General features: G+C 67.8%; 19 protein-coding genes. 5 read left to right on the forward strand and 14 right to left on the reverse strand.

Annotation, left to right across the window (positions count from 1 at the left end):
* Nucleotides 1-128: 128 nt before the first annotated feature.
* Nucleotides 129-1,067, forward strand: a complete 939-nt coding sequence (locus tag AB1346_07250) for an AEC family transporter (protein MEW6720228.1) — start codon at nt 129-131, stop codon at nt 1,065-1,067.
* Between the two features lie 53 nt (nt 1,068-1,120).
* Here the strand turns inward: AB1346_07250 and AB1346_07255 are convergent, their stop codons facing one another.
* The 8 genes from AB1346_07255 to nifA form a co-directional block, all read right to left on the reverse strand.
* Nucleotides 1,121-2,263 carry a choice-of-anchor U domain-containing protein gene (locus tag AB1346_07255; GenBank protein ID MEW6720229.1) on the reverse strand — a complete coding sequence of 381 codons (1,143 nt, stop codon included), beginning with the start codon at nt 2,261-2,263 and terminating at the stop codon, nt 1,121-1,123.
* A gap of 223 nt (nt 2,264-2,486) precedes the next feature.
* Entirely contained in the window at nt 2,487-3,128 is a 642-nt protein-coding gene (locus AB1346_07260) for an LUD domain-containing protein (GenBank protein MEW6720230.1), read from the reverse strand.
* Entirely contained in the window at nt 3,125-4,537 is a 1,413-nt protein-coding gene (locus tag AB1346_07265) for a LutB/LldF family L-lactate oxidation iron-sulfur protein (GenBank protein MEW6720231.1), read from the reverse strand. Before AB1346_07265 ends, AB1346_07260 begins: the two co-directional genes overlap by 4 nt.
* Entirely contained in the window at nt 4,537-5,298 is a 762-nt protein-coding gene (locus AB1346_07270; GenBank protein ID MEW6720232.1) for a (Fe-S)-binding protein, read from the reverse strand. Before AB1346_07270 ends, AB1346_07265 begins: the two co-directional genes overlap by 1 nt.
* A 101-nt stretch (nt 5,299-5,399) precedes the next feature.
* Complete coding sequence (locus tag AB1346_07275) at nt 5,400-5,738, reverse strand: P-II family nitrogen regulator (protein MEW6720233.1); 339 nt, start codon at nt 5,736-5,738, stop codon at nt 5,400-5,402.
* A 6-nt stretch (nt 5,739-5,744) separates the two neighbouring features.
* Entirely contained in the window at nt 5,745-7,067 is a 1,323-nt protein-coding gene (locus AB1346_07280; protein MEW6720234.1) for an ammonium transporter, read from the reverse strand.
* A 227-nt stretch (nt 7,068-7,294) separates the two neighbouring features.
* The gene (locus AB1346_07285) at nt 7,295-8,092 is read right to left on the reverse strand and encodes a hypothetical protein (GenBank protein MEW6720235.1); all 798 of its coding nucleotides are present in this window, start codon (nt 8,090-8,092) and stop codon (nt 7,295-7,297) included.
* A gap of 194 nt (nt 8,093-8,286) precedes the next feature.
* Nucleotides 8,287-9,891, reverse strand: a complete 1,605-nt coding sequence (gene nifA, locus AB1346_07290; GenBank protein ID MEW6720236.1) for a nif-specific transcriptional activator NifA — start codon at nt 9,889-9,891, stop codon at nt 8,287-8,289.
* 139 nt (nt 9,892-10,030) lie between these two features.
* Here nifA and speY point away from each other — a divergent pair, with 139 nt between their 5' ends.
* A complete protein-coding gene (speY, locus tag AB1346_07295; protein ID MEW6720237.1) occupies nt 10,031-11,161 on the forward strand; it encodes a deoxyhypusine synthase in 1,131 nt (376 codons plus the stop codon).
* Here speY and AB1346_07300 read toward each other — a convergent pair.
* Nucleotides 11,151-11,687, reverse strand: coding sequence for a 3'-5' exonuclease (locus tag AB1346_07300; protein MEW6720238.1), 537 nt, complete (start codon nt 11,685-11,687; stop codon nt 11,151-11,153). The genes speY and AB1346_07300 overlap by 11 nt on opposite strands.
* A 147-nt stretch (nt 11,688-11,834) precedes the next feature.
* Here AB1346_07300 and rd point away from each other — a divergent pair, with 147 nt between their 5' ends.
* Both rd and AB1346_07310 read left to right on the forward strand, forming a co-directional pair.
* Complete coding sequence (rd, locus tag AB1346_07305) at nt 11,835-11,993, forward strand: rubredoxin (GenBank protein MEW6720239.1); 159 nt, start codon at nt 11,835-11,837, stop codon at nt 11,991-11,993.
* Nucleotide 11,994: 1 nt separating this feature from the next.
* Nucleotides 11,995-13,203, forward strand: coding sequence for an FprA family A-type flavoprotein (locus AB1346_07310; protein ID MEW6720240.1), 1,209 nt, complete (start codon nt 11,995-11,997; stop codon nt 13,201-13,203).
* A 3-nt stretch (nt 13,204-13,206) separates the two neighbouring features.
* On the opposite strand, the gene AB1346_07315 is transcribed toward AB1346_07310, so the two are convergent.
* Complete coding sequence (locus AB1346_07315) at nt 13,207-13,386, reverse strand: hypothetical protein (protein ID MEW6720241.1); 180 nt, start codon at nt 13,384-13,386, stop codon at nt 13,207-13,209.
* A 36-nt stretch (nt 13,387-13,422) separates the two neighbouring features.
* On the reverse strand, nt 13,423-14,430 hold the full coding sequence (locus AB1346_07320; GenBank protein ID MEW6720242.1) for an NAD(P)/FAD-dependent oxidoreductase: 1,008 nt from the start codon (nt 14,428-14,430) through the stop codon (nt 13,423-13,425).
* Nucleotides 14,431-14,566: 136 nt separating this feature from the next.
* Between AB1346_07320 and AB1346_07325 the strand changes: the two genes are divergently transcribed.
* Complete coding sequence (locus AB1346_07325) at nt 14,567-14,830, forward strand: hypothetical protein (protein ID MEW6720243.1); 264 nt, start codon at nt 14,567-14,569, stop codon at nt 14,828-14,830.
* On the opposite strand, the gene AB1346_07330 is transcribed toward AB1346_07325, so the two are convergent.
* The 3 genes from AB1346_07330 to AB1346_07340 all read right to left on the reverse strand — a co-directional run bounded on the left by AB1346_07330 (nt 14,817) and on the right by AB1346_07340 (nt 16,191).
* Nucleotides 14,817-15,053, reverse strand: coding sequence for a hypothetical protein (locus tag AB1346_07330; protein MEW6720244.1), 237 nt, complete (start codon nt 15,051-15,053; stop codon nt 14,817-14,819). The two genes, AB1346_07325 and AB1346_07330, sit on opposite strands and share 14 nt — an antisense overlap.
* A gap of 66 nt (nt 15,054-15,119) precedes the next feature.
* Nucleotides 15,120-15,473 (reverse strand): hypothetical protein, encoded by a 354-nt coding sequence (locus AB1346_07335; GenBank protein MEW6720245.1) that lies wholly within the window; start codon nt 15,471-15,473, stop codon nt 15,120-15,122.
* A gap of 13 nt (nt 15,474-15,486) precedes the next feature.
* Entirely contained in the window at nt 15,487-16,191 is a 705-nt protein-coding gene (locus AB1346_07340; protein MEW6720246.1) for a thymidylate kinase, read from the reverse strand.
* Nucleotides 16,192-16,209: the final 18 nt, after the last annotated feature.

Here is a 16,209-nt window from a genome sequence, read left to right on the forward strand (position 1 = left end):
ACCTGGGCCGATATCGTCAAGGAGATGCAGGAGAAACAGAAAGGGTGGATCTCCGACGCGGAGGCCGCGAAGATCGTCGATTTCCTCGCGGCAAGGCACGGCGTGAAATAGCGGAGCGGGGACCGCCTTTGGATATCCTGCTGTCCGTCATTCCCGTCTTCCTGCTGATCGCGCTGGGCGCGGTCCTGCGGCGGTACGGTTTTCTGAACCAGGGGTTCATCGATTCGGCGAACTCCCTCGTCTACTACATCCTCCTCCCGGCGCTGCTGATCAACGAGCTCAGCGCCGCCGAGTTCCGGTCGGCGTTCAGCGGGACGCTCGTGATCGGGGCCTACGCCGCCATCCTGCTGACCTTCGGGCTCGCCTTCACCCTGGCCCGCGCCCTCGGGATCGGCCCGTCCGAGACCGGCTCCTTCGTCCAGGGAACGGTCCGCGCGAACTTCGCCTACGTGGGGCTCCCGATCGTCTTCAACGTGATGGGGCAGGCGGGGCTGAGCAAGGCGGGGATCCTCCTCGGCTTCGGTGTGATCTGGCTGAACGCCCTCTCCATCCTGGCGCTGATCCTCCCTCACGGCCTGGGGAAGGAGAAGGGGATCGAAACGGCGCTGCGGATCCTTCGCCAGGTGGCGACCAACCCGACCATCCTTGCGTGCACGGCCGGCATCGCCTTCAGCGTGCTCTCCCTGCCGGTCCCCGCCATTGCGCGGAAGACGATGTCATTGATGGCCGCCGCCACGCTTCCGCTGTCGCTGCTCTGCCTCGGGGGATCCTTTTCATTGGCGCGCGCGCGCCGCGGATTCGGCCTGGCGGCCCTGGCCGCTCTTCTGAAGCTCGTGGTCGTGACGGGGCTGGCGCTTGCGTTCTACCGCTGGATGGGGGTGGGGGGGGACGACCTTCGGGTCGGGGTGATCCTGCTCGGCTGCCCGACGGCAGTGGTGACTTACGTGCTGGCGTCCCAGCTGATGGGCGACATCGACCTTGCGGGGACCATCGTCATCACTTCCACCGCCGCTTCCGCGTTCACGATCACCGGGTGGCTGTTCCTGCTTCGTGCGATGGGGTGGTGAGGCGCGGCTTACCTGAAGCCGCGCCCCACCGGATTGCGGGTTATTCCTTCGGCTTATCTCTTCCTGCAGGACGGCCTGCACGCCCGGAGCGCGAGCCCGGCCAGCGCCAGCATGCCGAGGGCGCCGGCGAACCCGCCGGAGCCGCCCGATCCTGCGACCGAGCAGCCGCCGCCACCGCTCAGGACGGGATCCGCGCCGGCAGGAGCGGACGCCCCCGCGACGGGCGTTGCCACGGCGACCGGATCGTCGATGATCCCGTTCGCCATGCCGTCGGCGTCGCCTGCGCCGCCGTCCGTCAGCGTCAGCGTGACGGTGCTCCCGTCGATGACGGCGTGCGGGTACTCGTGGAATCCCGCGGCGTCGATTTTATAGATCTTCGAGCCGGCGGGGATCGGTTCGGGCCAGGTCATCACGACGCTCGCCGTGCCGCCCGGGATCATCCGCGTCACCAGGAAGGCGGCGATGCCATGCCGGAACTCGTACCCGGCGGGCTTCCCCGCCTGGTTGAGAATCGGGTCGGAATCCGCATAGTATGCCGTAGCCATCAGCCGGGTGCCGGCGTTCCGCGACGTGTCGATCGTGGTCTGCGCTCCGCCTGCCGGGTTCGTCAGGGTGGCCATCATGGGGTCGGTGGGGTACGCGTCCAGATGGTCCGGGATCCCGTCGCCGTCCGTGTCGGTGGCGCCGGACACGGGCGGGACTGCGGGGGGATCGGGCGTCGGCGCGGGCGGCGCAGGAGGCGTCGGCGCGGGCGGTGCGGGAGTCGGCGCAGGCGGGTCGGGCGTGGGCGCAGGAGGAGGCGTCGGGGTCGGCGCGGGCGGAGGAGTCGGCGCCGGCGGGGCAGGGGTCGGCGCGGGAACGCTCGCCGCGTCGCCCGGGAAGGTCCTTGCGTCGATCTCGGCCCGATTGGTGAAGCCGTCGCCGTCCGAATCCTGTGTCTCAATGGGAGCGAAGGCGTGGCCGGCGGCGGCGTAGGCGCTGGCAAAGGCGTTCAGGCTTGCCGTCCTGCCGCCCGGATGGCAAAGGTTGCACGTGTTCAGCGCCGTTCCCGAAGTGCCGTAGGTGGTATTGAAAGAGGAGAGGTAAGACGATCTCGCTTCAGCCGTCCCGCCGAACGCGATCAGTGCAGCTATTGTGAACAGGATAATGCCCGCCAGGGTCGCAGCCGATTTGCTTCCACAACAGATTTTCGACATGCAGTTTCCTCCAGTTTGGAAATCCGACGATTACCGGCCGCGAGGGCCGTTTGCTGGATTTCTTTCCGGTTTAAAGTCCGATGTGCCGATGAGTGTGAGGCTTACGGATCTGATCGAGAAGAATTATTGATATCATTAAAAACTATTATCAGGAAGGAGTCGCAACAGGTCAACAAAAATATCAAGGGGGGGCTGAAAAATATTGAGGGGGACTTTCCGGAATTCAGACCAGGACGACGATCGCCTTCCTCGGCCCGTGAGCGCCCACGGTGATCGTCTGCTCGATGTCGGCGGTGCGGCTGGGTCCCGTGCAGAGGGAGACGTTGCGGGGCGGGTCCGCGCAGAGGGCCGCCAGCGCGTCCTCCATGCGGTCGTACAGGGAAGAGGCCGGAAGCAGCGTGACGGAGACGTCGGCCAGCAGCCCCGGCAGGAGCGTCCGGTTTCCCGCGGAGCTTTCCACGATCGATCCCGTCTCCGCGATCCCCGCTTCCGCCGTCCGGAATCCCGCCGTCACCTCCGGGATCCCTCCGCGCGCCTCGGCGCACGCGGCCAGCGCGAACGGGCCGAACGGCGCAAGGGCCATTGCGATGTCACGGGCCTCCCCGTCGTCTTCCGGGAAGAAGAGCGCGGTCACTCCTTCCGCGCGCAGCTCCTCCGCCAGGTCGTGCATCACCGGCTCGACCGGCCCCCGGAAGAGCTTGCCGCCGGCCTCCTCGAACGCCTGCGCGAATCGGGAGGCCCGGCCCTCCGGACCCATCGGGAAGCTGCCGACCGGCGGGGCGTCCGGAAGCGGCGGTTCGGAGCGCTTTGCCGCTGCCTTGGCGAGGCGCCGGAGCAGGAGCTGACGCTCGTCGCGCGGTATCATTCCCGCACCCCCCGGCGGATCTTCCATTCCTTGCGGAAGGGCCGCTTTGCAGCGGCGGGGAAGTCTCGCCGCTCCGTCCACCCGGCGAAGGGATAGGGGAGCCCGCTGATCGGGTTCCCTCTGGAGAGGAACTGGGAAAGCGCTCCCAGGATCCGCTCCGCCGCCTCCAGGAGGCCGGCCCGCTTCATGACCGAAGCCAGCATCTTCATCCCCGCGATTTCCCCGGGAGTCTTCAACCCCTGCTCCCGCACGTCCGCGCGCAGCTCCAGCAGGAAGTGGGGGAGCGGGATCTTCACGGGGCACACCTCCGCGCAGGCGCCGCAGAGGGTGCTCGCGTCGGGAAGGGGAGAGGATTCCGCCAGCCCCGTCAGGAGGGGGGTGAGGACCGCGCCCATGGGCCCGGGGTACACCCAGCCGTAGGCGTGGCCTCCCACGTTCTGGTACACGGGGCAGGCGTTGAGGCAGGCGCCGCACCGGATGCACTTGAGCATCTCGCGGTATTTCCCTTCGAGGATCGCGCTGCGGCCGCCGTCGACCAGGAGGATGTGCAGCCGCTCCGGTCCCTCCGGGTCGCCCTCCCGCCGCGTCCCCGTCAGTATCGAAACGTAGGAGGTGAGCGGCTGCCCGGTGGCGCTTCGCGGCAACAGGCGCAGGAAGACCGGCAGGTCGGACATCCGGGGGAGGACCTTCTCGATCCCGGTCACCGCCAGGTGCACCCGCGGCAGCGTCGTCCCCATCCGCCCGTTCCCCTCGTTCGTCAGCAGGACGACGGAGCCCGTTTCCGCGACCAGGAAGTTCGCCCCGGTGATCCCCATCCCGGCGGAGAGGAACTTTTCCCTCAGGCGCTTCCGGGCGGTCGCCACCAGCCGCGGGATGCTGTCCGTCGGCGGTTCGCCGAGCCGGGTCTCGAAGAGGCGGGAGATCTCGCCGCGCGTCTTGTGGACGGCGGGGACGATGATGTGGGAGGGCGGCTCCCCTGCGAGCTGGACGATGTATTCCCCGAGGTCGGACTCGACGACCTCGACGCCGGCCTCCTGCAGCGCGGCGTTGAGGTCGACCTCCTCCGCGACCATCGACTTCGACTTGACGGCGAGGGAGATCCCTTCTTCCTTCGCGATCCCGACGGCGATCTCGCGGGCCTGTGCGGCGTCGCGCGCCACATGGACCACGGCGCCTCGCCTCGAAGCCTCTTCGATGAACCGGGCCAGCTGTTCGTCGAGGCGCGCCAGGGTGTCTTCCTTTACGGCGGAGGCGCGCTCCCGGGCCGCATCGTACCCCGGAAATGCGGCGATCGCCGCGGCGCGGAGGGCGGAGAGGCGGCCTGTGGCCCCGTTGAGCGCCGCCTGCAGCGCTTTATCGGAAAGCGCCCTTTGGGCGTAGCGCGCGAACGCGCGGGAGCGGACCTCCATCAGAACGCCTCCTCCGCGTCCCAAGGGGCTCCCGCCAGGATCTCCGCGAGGTGGACCGCTTTCACGGGGTAGCCATGACGGGAGATCATCCCCCCGATGCTCAGCAGGCACCCGAGGTCTCCCGCGGTGACGTAGGATGCGCCCGTGGCCAGGATCCGCTCGATCTTCTGCTCCGTCATCCGGCAGGAGACCTGCGGGTGCTTCACCGAGAAGACGCCTCCGAAGCCGCAGCAGCGGTCGCTCTCCTCCATCTCGACGAGCTTCACGCCGGGGATGGCGCGCAAAAGCGTCCGGGGCGGATCGACCACGCCCAGTCCCCTCCGCAGGTGGCATGAGTCGTGATAGGTCACTTTACCGGTGAAGGAAGACTTCGGGTCGGTCACGCCGAGCACCTCCACCAGGAACTGGGAGAGCTCGTAGATGCGCTCGGACGCCGCCCGCGCAAGGGCGAGCGTCCTCGGCTCGTCCCGGAAGAGCACCGGGTAGCCGTGCTTCACCATCGACGCGCAGGAGCCGGAGGGGGTGACGATGTAGCCGTCCTCGGGAAACGACCGGAGAAACTTCCGGGCCATCGCCCGGGCCTCCTTGCGGTTCCCGGTGTTGAACGCCGGCTGGCCGCAGCAGGTCTGGGACAGGGGAACGCGGACCTGCGCCCCGAACCGCTCGAGCACCTCCACGGTCGCGAAGCATACGCCGGGGGCGAACGCGTCGGCCAGGCAGGTGAAGAAAAGGGAAACGGGGACGGGCCCTTTCGGATCCATCCCCGTAGTATACGGCAACGTGCCCGAACCGGAACCGGCGTCCTTCCGGGGGTGCGAAGAGCGGGAGGGGCCGCCCCCCGCATCCCCGAAAGGCTGCGCGGCTACAGCGCTTCCTTCCCCCGGTCGCCGGTGCGGATGCGGACCACCTCCTCGAGGTCGTAGACGAAGATCTTCCCGTCGCCGATCTTGCCCGTGCGCGCCGCGGTGAGGATCCGCTCGATCACGGCGGGCGCCATCTCCGCGGTGACGGCGACCTCGAGCTTGATCTTCGGAAGGAACTCCACCACGTACTCCGCCCCGCGGTAGACCTCCGTATGCCCCTTCTGGCGCCCGAACCCCTTCACCTCGATGGCGGTCATCCCGGTGATCCCGAGCTCCTGGAGCGCGTTCTTCACCTCCTCGACCTTGAACGGCTTCACGATCGCTTCGATCTTCTTCATGGCCGGCTACCTCCGTTCCACGAGCTGGAAGTTGGGATAGGCGGAGTTGCCGTGTTCGTGGTAATCGAGACCCTCGATCTCCTCCTCGTCGCTCACGCGGATCCCGCCGGTGACCGCCTTGGTCACGTACCAGAAGGCCAGCGACAGGACGAACACCGAGACGGCGATCAGCACGACGCCGAGGAGCTGCGGGCCGAGCTGCGCGAAGCCGCCGCCCAGGAAGAGCCCCTTCTTCGCGACCGAGGCCGCCGGGCAGACGGTCGGGTCGGAGAACAGGCCGAGGGCGATCGTCCCGAACACGCCGTTGGCCAGGTGGACCGCGGTGGCGCCCACCGGGTCGTCGATGCGGATCCTGTCGAAGAAGAAGACCGCGAAGACCACCAGGATGCCCGCGGCGATTCCGATGATCAGCGAGCTGGGGACGCTCACGAAGGCGCACGGCGCGGTGATCGCGACGAGCCCCGCGAGGCAGCCGTTCAGCGTCATGCCGAGGTCGGGCTTCCCGAGCAGCAGCCACGCCGTGATCATGGAGCTCAGCGTCGCGGCCGCCGCGGCGACGTTCGTAGTGGTGGCGACGTGGGCGATGGAGGCGCCGTCGGCGGACATCGTGGAGCCGGGATTGAAGCCGAACCACCCGAACCAGAGGACGAACACGCCGATGGCGGCCGAGGTCATGCTGTGGCCGGGGATGGCGTTGGCCCTTCCGTCCTTCGAAAACTTGCCCATGCGGGGGCCGAGCACGATGATGCCTGCCAGGGCCGCCCAGCCGCCGATGGAATGGACCACCGTCGACCCTGCGAAGTCGAGGAATCCCTTGCCTGCGAGCCATCCGCCTCCCCAGATCAGATGCCCGCCGAGGGGGTAGACGATCGCCACCAGGAAGATCGTGAAGATCAGGAACGACTTGAACTTGATCCGCTCCGCGACCGCTCCGGACACGATCGTCGCCGCGGTGCCGGCGAACACGAGCTGGAAGAAGAACTTCGCCCAGAGCGGCACCCCGGTCCAGTTGAGGGCGTGGTAAACCCCCTGATAAGCGTCGCCCGTCGCGGGGCTGTTGTCGGCGCCGGCCGCGAAGAACAGGCCGCTCAGACCCACGAGCGGGTTCCCGTCGCCGAACATGAGCCCGAATCCGAGGGCCAGGAAGGCGACGGAGGAGACCGCGAACACCACGAAGTTCTTGAACAGGATGTTCACGGTGTTCTTGGCGCGGCAGAAGCCCGATTCCACGAGGGCGAAGCCGAGGTTCATGAAGAAGACCAGGAACGCCGCGAGCATCGTCCAGATGGTGTCCATCGCGATCTTCTGGTTGGCGATCGCGTCCGCCATCTCTTTCGTGAAAGCGGGCGGCGCTTCCGCCGGGGCGGCGGGTGCGGGGGCGGGCGAGACGGCCGCCGGGGCGCCCTCCGCGGGCTTCGGCTCTTCCGCGGAGGCGGCGAACGGCGCCGCGGCCGCCGCAAGGAACAGCCCGAGGAACAGGGCGGCTGTCATCCAGTTGCGCAAATATCGGATCATGTCGTTTCTCCTTTTCGTATGTGTCTTCGCGGTTCGGGAATTCAAGGCAGGTTGATGTCGACCTGCAGCGTCACGGTGTTCTGCCCGCCGGTCAGCTTCTCGTTATAGATGTCGTACCCGAGGATGACGCTGACGTTCTTCGCGACGGCCCAGGAGGCGCCGAAGCTCAGCGCGCCGAGGGCGGAGTCGGTGCCCTGGTAATCGACCGCCAGCCACAGCTTGTCGGAGATCTCCGTCATGACCCGGTCCCACGACAGCAGCACGCCCTTCTCGTCGGACAGCCCGTTCTGATCCAGGAGGACCTTCTTGTTCCCGGCGAAATAGCCGGCGGAGAGACGTCCCACGACCGGCAGCGTCTTGGCGGCCAGCCCATAGACCAGGTTCTGGTTCGTGGCCGTCTCGCCGAGCCGGACGTCGCCGCTGTGGGTCCCGAAGTTGTACCCGCCGACCGCCAGCGCCGGGGAGTGCTTGAACATCGACCCTTCCGGCGTGCCCAGCTTGCCGTGGAAATACAGCGGGTACCGGTCCAGCGGCCCCCCCTGGGAGATCACGTCGAAGCCCACTTCCGCCTGGATCTTCTCGAAGGGCAGGATGCCGACGGTGGGGCCGATGACGACGACCGGCGCGGTGCGCGAGCCGTCGTCGTTGCTGTGCGCGCGGACATAGGTGTCGAAGTTGAGGTGGAACGTCTTGTAGGGCTGGACGTCGGTGGACGGGATCCAGATCTGCGTGGACGGGGTGGCCGACGCGGTGGACGCGACGAGCCCGACGAGCGCGAGCGCGGACAGGGCGACGGCCGCCGTCCGGGTGAAGCCGTTCTTCCGAGTGTTTTTCGACATGGGTTCTCCCCCTGGAACGGAATGGTTTTCTTGGGGGAGGTCAGAGCATCGTCCGTGCCGGGAGGAGGATCGCAGCGGGCGGGGCGTTGGAAACGGGCGAAGGGACAAAGGAAAACGCCGGGAACGCGGGATGCGGGCGCGTCCGCGGACATCCGGGAGGCCAAACAATTATGTCTGGTTATCTACAATAAAGTCTACTTCCAGGGGGAGGCAAGCCCGAATTTCTTCATTTTGTAGGCGACCTGCCGCGGCGTCCATCCCAGCGTCTTCGCGGCCCGGGCGATCACCCAGCCCGCTCCCTCGAGGGCGCGGCGCACCTCGTCGCGCTCGAGCGCTTTCAGGAGCTCGGCCCGCGGGCGGCCTTCCGGGCCCGCGGAGGCGGATTCCGCGCCGGCGCCGGGGCTGCCGGGGGGCGCGGCCGGGGCGGAGGATGCGGCCGCCGGCGGGGCCGAGGGCACCCGGACCGCCCGCGGAAGGTCCTGCGCATGGATCACCGGGTCCTTCGCCATCACCACCGCCCGCTCCACGAGGTTTTCCAGCTCCCGCACGTTGCCCGTCCAGCGGTACTCCAGCAGAAGGTCGAGCGCCTCCCGGGAAAAGGTCACGCTCTTGCCGTGCTCCTGGTTGAACCGCTCGAGGAAATGCTCCGTCAGCGGCAGGATGTCCTCCCGGCGGTCGCGCAGCGGCGGCAGGAAGATGGGGATGACGTTCAGGCGGTAGTAGAGGTCTTCCCGGAACGTGCCGCCGGCCACCATCCTCTCCAGGTCGGCGTTCGTCGCGGCGATGATCCGCACGTCCACGGAGACGGGCCGGTTCTCGCCGAGCCGCTCGAACTTGCGCTCCTGCAGCACCCGGAGCAGCTTCACCTGCGTCGGCATGGGGATGTCGCCGATCTCGTCGAGGAAGATGGTGCCGCCGTTGGCCTCCTCGAAGCGCCCCTTGCGGGCGTCGACCGCGCCCGTGAAGGCCCCCCGCCGGTGGCCGAACAGCTCGGACTCGAGGAGCGTCTCCGGCAGGGCGGCGCAGTTGACCGCGACGAAGGGGCGCTCCGCGCGGGGACCTCCCTGGTGGATCGCGCGGGCGATCATCTCCTTCCCCGTGCCGCTCTCGCCGCGCAGCAGCACGGTGGCGCGCGAGGTGGCGACGCTGGTCACCGCGGCGAACACCTCCTGCATCCGCTTGCTCTGCCCGACGATGCTCTCGATCCGGTAGGTCTTGCGGATCGTCCGCTCGAATTCCCGCCGCTGATGCCGGAATTCCTCCTGGAGCCGGTCGATCGCCTTGTGGAGCTTCATCGCCTGGCCGACGAGGCAGCCGATCACGTACAGCGTGCGCGCGTCGCTCTCCAGCGGGCGGGTGCTCGCGCGGCCCGACCGCTCGGCCGCGAGCACCCCGAGGACCTCCGAACCGATCCGGATCGGCACGGAGACGTAGGAAAGCGACGCCTCGGCCGTTTTCCCGTGCGCGCGCGACTTGTCGAGGAACGATGGCTCCTTCCTTGCGTCGGGAAGGGCGATGGGGCTGCCCGTCTTCATCGTCTTCCCGACGATCCCCTCGCCCCAGACGTAGCGCGCCCGGTCCCGCTGCTCCGCCGTGTATCCGGCCCCCACCTCCATCCGGATCTCGCGGGTCTCCTCGTCGGGGCGGAAGATGGCGGCGCGGTCGAACCCGAGGAAGCTCTGCAGGGTGCGCAGCGCGATCCCGAGCGCGCGCTCGAGGTTCTGCGTGGACGTGAGGATCTTCGCCACCTCGTGGATGGCGGCGATTTCCGCCTTTTCCTGGCCGCGAAGATCGCTCACAATATTGATCCTTGCAAACCGCCCGGAGGATCGCAACTTAAAAAGAGAGCACCGGCCGGCTCCCGGCGCACAGCGGGGAGGGGGCGGGCGGGATGCTATAATCCTGGACATCTCTCAAGGGTTCCGGAGGCACTCGTTCATGGCGAAACGGTCGAGGTTCCTGGGCGGGGCGCGCATCCTCCCCCCGCCCGTGTCGAAAAGGATGTCGGCGGCGGACCTTGTGGACAAGACGTTCCTGGCCTACAACGCGGGGCGGCTCCGGGAGGGGGCGCGCCTCCTTTCGGAGCGGATGCTGGCGCCGGACGTCACGGTGGGGCTGTCGCTGACCGGGGCGCTGACGCCCGCGGGGCTGGGCGTGTCCTGCATCGTGCCGCTGCTCAAGGCGGGGTTCGTCGACTGGATCGTGTCCACGGGCGCGAACCTGTACCACGACGCGCATTTCGGCCTGGGGCTTCCGCTGCACGCCGGCTCTCCCTTCCTCGACGACCGGGTCCTGCGGGACGAGGGGGTCGTCCGGATCTACGACGTGCTCTTCGCCTACGACGTGCTCCTCGACACGGACGCCTTCTTCCGGCAGGTGCTCGACCAGCCGGAATTCCAGGCGGAGATGGGGACGGCGGAGTTCCACTACCGCCTCGGGGCCTACATGGCGAAGCGGGAGCGGGCGCTCGGGACGGGCGAGGTCAGCGTCCTGGCGGCGGCCTGGCGGTACGGCGTCCCGGTCTACACTTCCTCCCCCGGCGACTCGTCCATCGGCATGAACGTCGCCGCGATGCGCCTCGGCGGCAGGGGGGTGAAGATCGACGTGGCCCTCGACGTCAACGAGACGGCGGCGATCGTCTACGCCGCGAAGCGCGGCCGCGGGAAGAGCGCGGTCTGGATCCTCGGCGGCGGCTCCCCGAAGAACTTCATGCTCCAGACCGAGCCGCAGATCCAGGAGGTGCTCGGCCTCGACGAGAAGGGGCACGACTACTTCCTGCAGGTCACCGACGCCCGCCCGGACACCGGCGGGCTGTCCGGGGCAACCCCGTCGGAGGCGGTCTCCTGGGGGAAGGTCGATCCGGACCGGCTGCCGGACACGGTGGTGTGCTACCTCGACTCCACCGTCGCGCTGCCGCTGCTTTGCGCCTATGCGTTCGACCGGGCGGGCAAGCGCCCTCCCCGGCGCCTCTACGACCGCCGGGAGGAGATGTTGGGGGAGATGACGCGGGCCTACCGGCGGGCGGTGGACGCCGCCGCGGTGACCCGGAAGCGGAAGGTCACCCGATGAGCCCTTCGGGGGCGAGGTGAAGGAGCAGCTTCCCGGCCGCCCAGGCGTCGGCCTCGGCGCGATGGAAGCCGGAGCCGATCCCGAGCTCCCGGCAGATGGCGGGCAGGGAGTTGGAACGGAACCGCCCCGTCCGGCGGGCCATCTCGAGGGTGTCCACGACGCGGTTCCCCGGCCACATGCCGCCCGCGATGCGGGCCTCCGCGCGGAGGAACGACAGGTCGAACGGGGCGTTGTGGAAGACCAGCGGGTCGTCGCCGAGAAACTCGAGGATCCACGGGAAGAGGTCGGAGAAGGAAGGCGCGTCGGCCACCATCCCGTCGGAGATGCCGTTGACCGCGCGGGCGCCCGGGTCGATGGGACGGAACGGGTTGACAAGGGAGACGAAGGAGTCGATCACCGACCCGCGCAGGAAGCGGAGGAGGGCGATCTCGCACACCCGGTGCCCCTCCGCCGGGGAAAGTCCGGTCGTTTCCACGTCCGCGGCGACGTACGGGATCTCCAGGTAGCTGTGCGGACCGCCCTCCATACAATGATGTTATAGGAAAAACGCCGTCGAGGCCGAGCGCCCCGAAGAAATTCCGAACCTCCCGGGAGAAACCCGCATCGTATTGAAATTCGCTGTCGATAAAGTTAGCATTTTCAGGTCACCACCCACCTTGAGAGGAGCGTCCCGATGAAACAGTATCGATGCACCGTGTGCGGCTACATTTACGATCCGGCGAAGGGCGATCCCAACAACGGCGTGCCCCCGGGCACCGCCTTCGACAACTTGCCGGCCGACTGGGTATGCCCCCTGTGCGGCGTCGGCAAGGAAGATTTCGAGGCGGCCTAAAGTGGCTACTACAATCGCGAAAGACATCTATTACGTCGGGGTCAACGATCCCGGGCTGACCGTTTTCGACATCGTCATCCCGACCGAGTGCGGGACGACGTACAACTCCTACCTCGTCAAGGGGACGGAGAAGACGGCCCTCATCGACTGCGTCAAGCTGGGCTTCACCGAAGGGTGGCTGAAAAGCATCGGCGAGATCGTCGCCGTCGAAAAGGTCGACTACCTGGTCATCCAGCATTCGGAGCCCGACCATTCCGGCGGGATCGTGGAGTTCCTGAAGCGCAACCCGAACGTCAAGGTCTTCCTGACCCGCCCCGCCAAGGGATTCATCGACAACATCGTGAACGGGCCGTACGACGCGCACACCGTCGCCGACAACGAGGAGATCTCCCTGGGCGGGAAGACGCTGCGCTTCATGGTCCAGCCGTTCCTCCACTGGCCGGACACCATGTTCACCTACGCGGTGGAGGACAAGGTCCTGTTCACGTGCGATTTCCTCGGGCGCCATTACGCCACCGAGAAGCTCTTCGACGACGAGATCGAGAACCTTGAGAAGCTGCACGGCGCGATGGTCGTCTACAACAGCATGATCTTCCGGCCGTTCAAGGAGCCGATCCTCTCGGCGTGCGACCGGATCAAGGATCTCCCGATCGCGATGGTCGCGACGTCCCACGGCCCGGTGCTCCGGAAGAGCTGGCGGCAGGTGATGGAGTATTACCGGGAGCGCGCCGCCGCCCCGCTGGAGAAGCGCAAGGAAAAGAAGGTGGCGATCATCTACGTGACCGCCTACGGGAACACCGCCATGATGGCGAAGAAGGTGGCGGAAGGGGTGGCCGCAGCCGGCTGCAAGCCGGTGCTGCTGAACGGCGCGGAGGTGACGATCCACAGGATCCTGGACGAGCTCGACGAGTCGGTTGGCTTCCTGATCGGCACCCCGACGCTCAACAGCAACCTTCCGGAGCCGATCTACAGCATGATCGGGTACCTGGTCGTGCTGAACGTGAAGGGGCTCACCTCCTCCACGTTCGGCTCCTACGGGTGGAGCGGGGAGGCGACCAAGATCGTGGCCGACATCATGGCCGCGATGAAGATCAAGGTGTTCCCCGAGCCGATCCGCTTCAAGATGACGCCCACCGAGGCGGACCTGCAGACCTGCTTCGAGTTCGGGAAGAAGTACGCGGAGGCCGTGGGGGGCGGAGTGGCGGTCTAGCCGTCAGCCGCCGGATTTCTTTTCGCCGGCCGTTCCCTCCTTGTGGAGGGAGCGGTCGGCGTCTTTTTTCTCCCGGTGCTGCTGCTCCAGGATCTCGCCGCGGACCTTCGCCTTGCACGGGTCGCAGATCCCGCCCTGGAAGGCGCCCGGTTTCGCGCAGATCATGCAGCGGTTTTTTTCCATACTTCGATTATCGCACAATGCGCAATTCGCGCGCCGTCAGTCCTTCAGCCGCTCCAGCAGGGAGGCGCCGAAGAGCAGGCCGAAGAATTCCTCCGCGTTCTTGATATAGACCTTGCCCCCGCCGGCCATGTTCTCGCCGGCCAGCTCCCCCTGCTTGACCGCGCTGCGCCAGCCGAAATTGATCCGGCTTTCGCGCCGGTTGATGTCGAATACCTCGGCGCAGTCGCCCGCTGCGTAGATGTTGGAGACGTTCGTCCCCAGGTACTCGGACACGAGCACGCCGGCGCCCGCCTTCACGCCGCTCCCCTCCAGGAAGCCGATGTTCGGGATCCGCTCGGTGGCCGCCACAACCAGCGAGCAGCGGATCCGGTCGCCGTCCGTCGTCACGACGTCGCAGCTCCTGCCGTCGACGTCGAGGACGTCGGAGATCTCCGCCCCCTCCTTCGTCTTCACGCCCTTCGAGCGCAGCCGCTCGGCCACCTGCGCCTCGATCTCGCCGGAGATCGGGTTGCCGAAGCGCGGCAGCCCCGGGTTGATCCAGACCACCTGGTTCCCGAGCTTCCGCAGCGCCCGGGCCGCCTCGATACCGAGGTAGCCGGGGCCGTAGACCACCGTCACGTCGGAGCGCATCGCCCGCTCCCGCAGCCGTTGGGCGTCGCCCAGGGAGTTGAGGGGCAGGAAGGACCCGGGGGCGGCGAGGAGCGCCGGCGGCACGATGGGCCGGCCGCCCGTGGCGATGCAGAGGAAATTGTACGTCTCCTCGGTGCCGTCGGTGAAGGCCACCCGGTTCTTCGCCGCGTCCACCCGGCGCGCCCGCTTCCCGGGGAGGAGCCGGATCCGCTGCTCCTCGAGGTCCCTCGCCTGCGGGTTGGCCATGCCTTGGAGCTCCCGCTCGCCGGAGACCAGGTCCGGCAGGGCGGGGCGCAGGTACGGCGCCGCGTGCTCTTCGGTGGCGACGACGATCTCGGCGTCCCGGTCGAGCCGGCGCGCCCCCTTGGCGGCGGCGATCCCCGCGGGCCCGCTTCCGAGGATGAGGTATCTCATGGCTGCCCTCCGCACTGGATTTCCGGAATCGAATTTACCACATCTGCACCTTCAAACACTCTTGACACGCATTCAACAGGGCGGAAATCCGGCGGGGGGAGAATCGGGGCAAACAACTCCCCCGGAGGAAGGACGTATGGACAGGAAACCGGTCTGGATCAACGGTCGAAAGATTTTCGTTCTTCCCTGGGCCAAAGTCTGGGACGTCCTCATGGCCCTTCCGGCGGACGAATTCCACGCAGTCTGGCACAGCCGGGCGCACCTGGTGGACGAGCGGGGAGGGCGAATTTCCCCGGACGACAGCGTCACTTCGGGTCAGAAAATCACGGTCCGCCGGATCGACCGGAGCGGCGGAGGGAGCGGGGAGCGCGCGGTGGGAGCGGCCGTCAAGAGCGCCTGAACCGGGGCTCCGTGCCGAGCACCCGGGACAGTCCCGCGGCGGTTCCCGCGATCTTCCGGAATTCCCGGAACTTCTCCCGCCGCAGCCGCCCGTAGGCGTCCTCGATGTCGGAATGGCCGCGGTATGCTTCGTGCCCTTCCATGAAGGCCCGCGCCTCGGCGAGGACCACGTCGCAGTCGTGGATGGCGTCTTCCGACGCCGTGTCTCCGGCGGCGCGCTTCAACCGGGCCCGGAACCGGGAAATCCGTTCCTTGCCGGCCCCTGCCAGGAAAGCGGCGGCGTCCAGGGACTACCCCTGTTCCTCCAGCCCCTTGAGGAGGGCATCGGTCACCTTCTCGATGCGGGCCAGGTCCTTCCTGCGTCCCTTCCGCGCCTTCACGCTCAGCGACTGGACGGTCTCGAGAAGCTCCTCCGCCTTCCCCGGGGGGAGCGGGCGGCTTTCCATGGCCGCGATCGCGGACGCGATGCGGGCCTCCATCTCCTCGACGTACCGTTGCGCGATCTCGGCGAAGATCCCGCGGAGGCGGCGCGCCTCCAGGAGGAGCATCTCCCGGGCCGCCTTCCGGGGCGGCTTGCGCCCGAGGGCGGCCGCGATGTTCCGGCCGGGCTTTTCCTTCGCGGCGTTCCGCGTTTTCCGTTCCATGCCCCTTTCCTCCTCAACCGCGCGGTTCCACGACGGAGCCGATGAGGGTCTGCAGCTCCCGCAGGACGTACCGCGGCGTCCTCACGCCGTTCACCGCGACGAAGCCGTAGATCGCCTGCAGCCGCAGGAACGCCCGGTGCATGTCCGTCTGGTACCGGAGGAAGGAGTCGTACCAGGAGCGGCTGTACCCGATGTCCATCCCGGACTCCCAGTAGTCCAGCGACCGGCCGGGATAGATGTATCGCTCGATCAGCTTCTGGGGGGATACGCGCAGGTACAGCACCAGGTTGGGGACGAGGGCGATGCTGTAGACGGACTGCAGCCAGGAAAGGTCCGCGCCCCGGACGATGTCCCGCGCCATCAGGGTGTAGATGTACCGGTCGGCCAGCACGATGAACCCCGCGCGCAGCGCCGGGAGGATCCGGTTCTCGAGCTGGTCGGCGAAGTCGGTGGCGTAGAAGAGCGACAGGGTCCGGGGGGAGAGGACGTTCCCCTCCTTGGCCTTCGCCAGCTCCTCGGAGACCAGGGTGGACCGCTTGAGCCCCGCGTGCTCCACCGCGTGCCCCCCGCGCTCCAGCCAGTCGGTGAGCAGCTCGATCTGGGTGCTCCTCCCGGAGGCGTCGGGCCCCTCCACGACGATGAGCTTCCCCTTCAGCTCGGAGGCGTCCACGCCCGGGATCCCCTGCCCGTAGAACGCGAAGGGCTTTTCGCGGCTCATGGGGACACCCTCCGCTGG

Source organism: Thermodesulfobacteriota bacterium, assembly GCA_040758155.1.
Classification (GTDB): domain Bacteria; phylum Desulfobacterota; class Deferrimicrobia; order Deferrimicrobiales; family Deferrimicrobiaceae; genus UBA2219.

What these genes read in the sequence shown, in the direction of transcription:
- AB1346_07255 (MEW6720229.1), bottom strand. Translation starts at nt 2,263, where the DNA reads ATGTCGAAAATCTGTTGTGGAAGCAAATCGGCTGCGACCCTGGCGGGC.
- AB1346_07260 (MEW6720230.1), bottom strand. Translation starts at nt 3,128, where the DNA reads ATGATACCGCGCGACGAGCGTCAGCTCCTGCTCCGGCGCCTCGCCAAG.
- AB1346_07265 (MEW6720231.1), bottom strand. Translation starts at nt 4,537, where the DNA reads ATGGAGGTCCGCTCCCGCGCGTTCGCGCGCTACGCCCAAAGGGCGCTT.
- AB1346_07270 (MEW6720232.1), bottom strand. Translation starts at nt 5,298, where the DNA reads ATGGATCCGAAAGGGCCCGTCCCCGTTTCCCTTTTCTTCACCTGCCTG.
- AB1346_07275 (MEW6720233.1), bottom strand. Translation starts at nt 5,738, where the DNA reads ATGAAGAAGATCGAAGCGATCGTGAAGCCGTTCAAGGTCGAGGAGGTG.
- AB1346_07280 (MEW6720234.1), bottom strand. Translation starts at nt 7,067, where the DNA reads ATGGCGGACGCGATCGCCAACCAGAAGATCGCGATGGACACCATCTGG.
- AB1346_07285 (MEW6720235.1), bottom strand. Translation starts at nt 8,092, where the DNA reads ATGTCGAAAAACACTCGGAAGAACGGCTTCACCCGGACGGCGGCCGTC.
- speY (MEW6720237.1), top strand. Translation starts at nt 10,031, where the DNA reads ATGGCGAAACGGTCGAGGTTCCTGGGCGGGGCGCGCATCCTCCCCCCG.
- AB1346_07300 (MEW6720238.1), bottom strand. Translation starts at nt 11,687, where the DNA reads ATGGAGGGCGGTCCGCACAGCTACCTGGAGATCCCGTACGTCGCCGCG.
- rd (MEW6720239.1), top strand. Translation starts at nt 11,835, where the DNA reads ATGAAACAGTATCGATGCACCGTGTGCGGCTACATTTACGATCCGGCG.
- AB1346_07315 (MEW6720241.1), bottom strand. Translation starts at nt 13,386, where the DNA reads ATGGAAAAAAACCGCTGCATGATCTGCGCGAAACCGGGCGCCTTCCAG.
- AB1346_07320 (MEW6720242.1), bottom strand. Translation starts at nt 14,430, where the DNA reads ATGAGATACCTCATCCTCGGAAGCGGGCCCGCGGGGATCGCCGCCGCC.
- AB1346_07325 (MEW6720243.1), top strand. Translation starts at nt 14,567, where the DNA reads ATGGACAGGAAACCGGTCTGGATCAACGGTCGAAAGATTTTCGTTCTT.
- AB1346_07335 (MEW6720245.1), bottom strand. Translation starts at nt 15,473, where the DNA reads ATGGAACGGAAAACGCGGAACGCCGCGAAGGAAAAGCCCGGCCGGAAC.
- AB1346_07340 (MEW6720246.1), bottom strand. Translation starts at nt 16,191, where the DNA reads ATGAGCCGCGAAAAGCCCTTCGCGTTCTACGGGCAGGGGATCCCGGGC.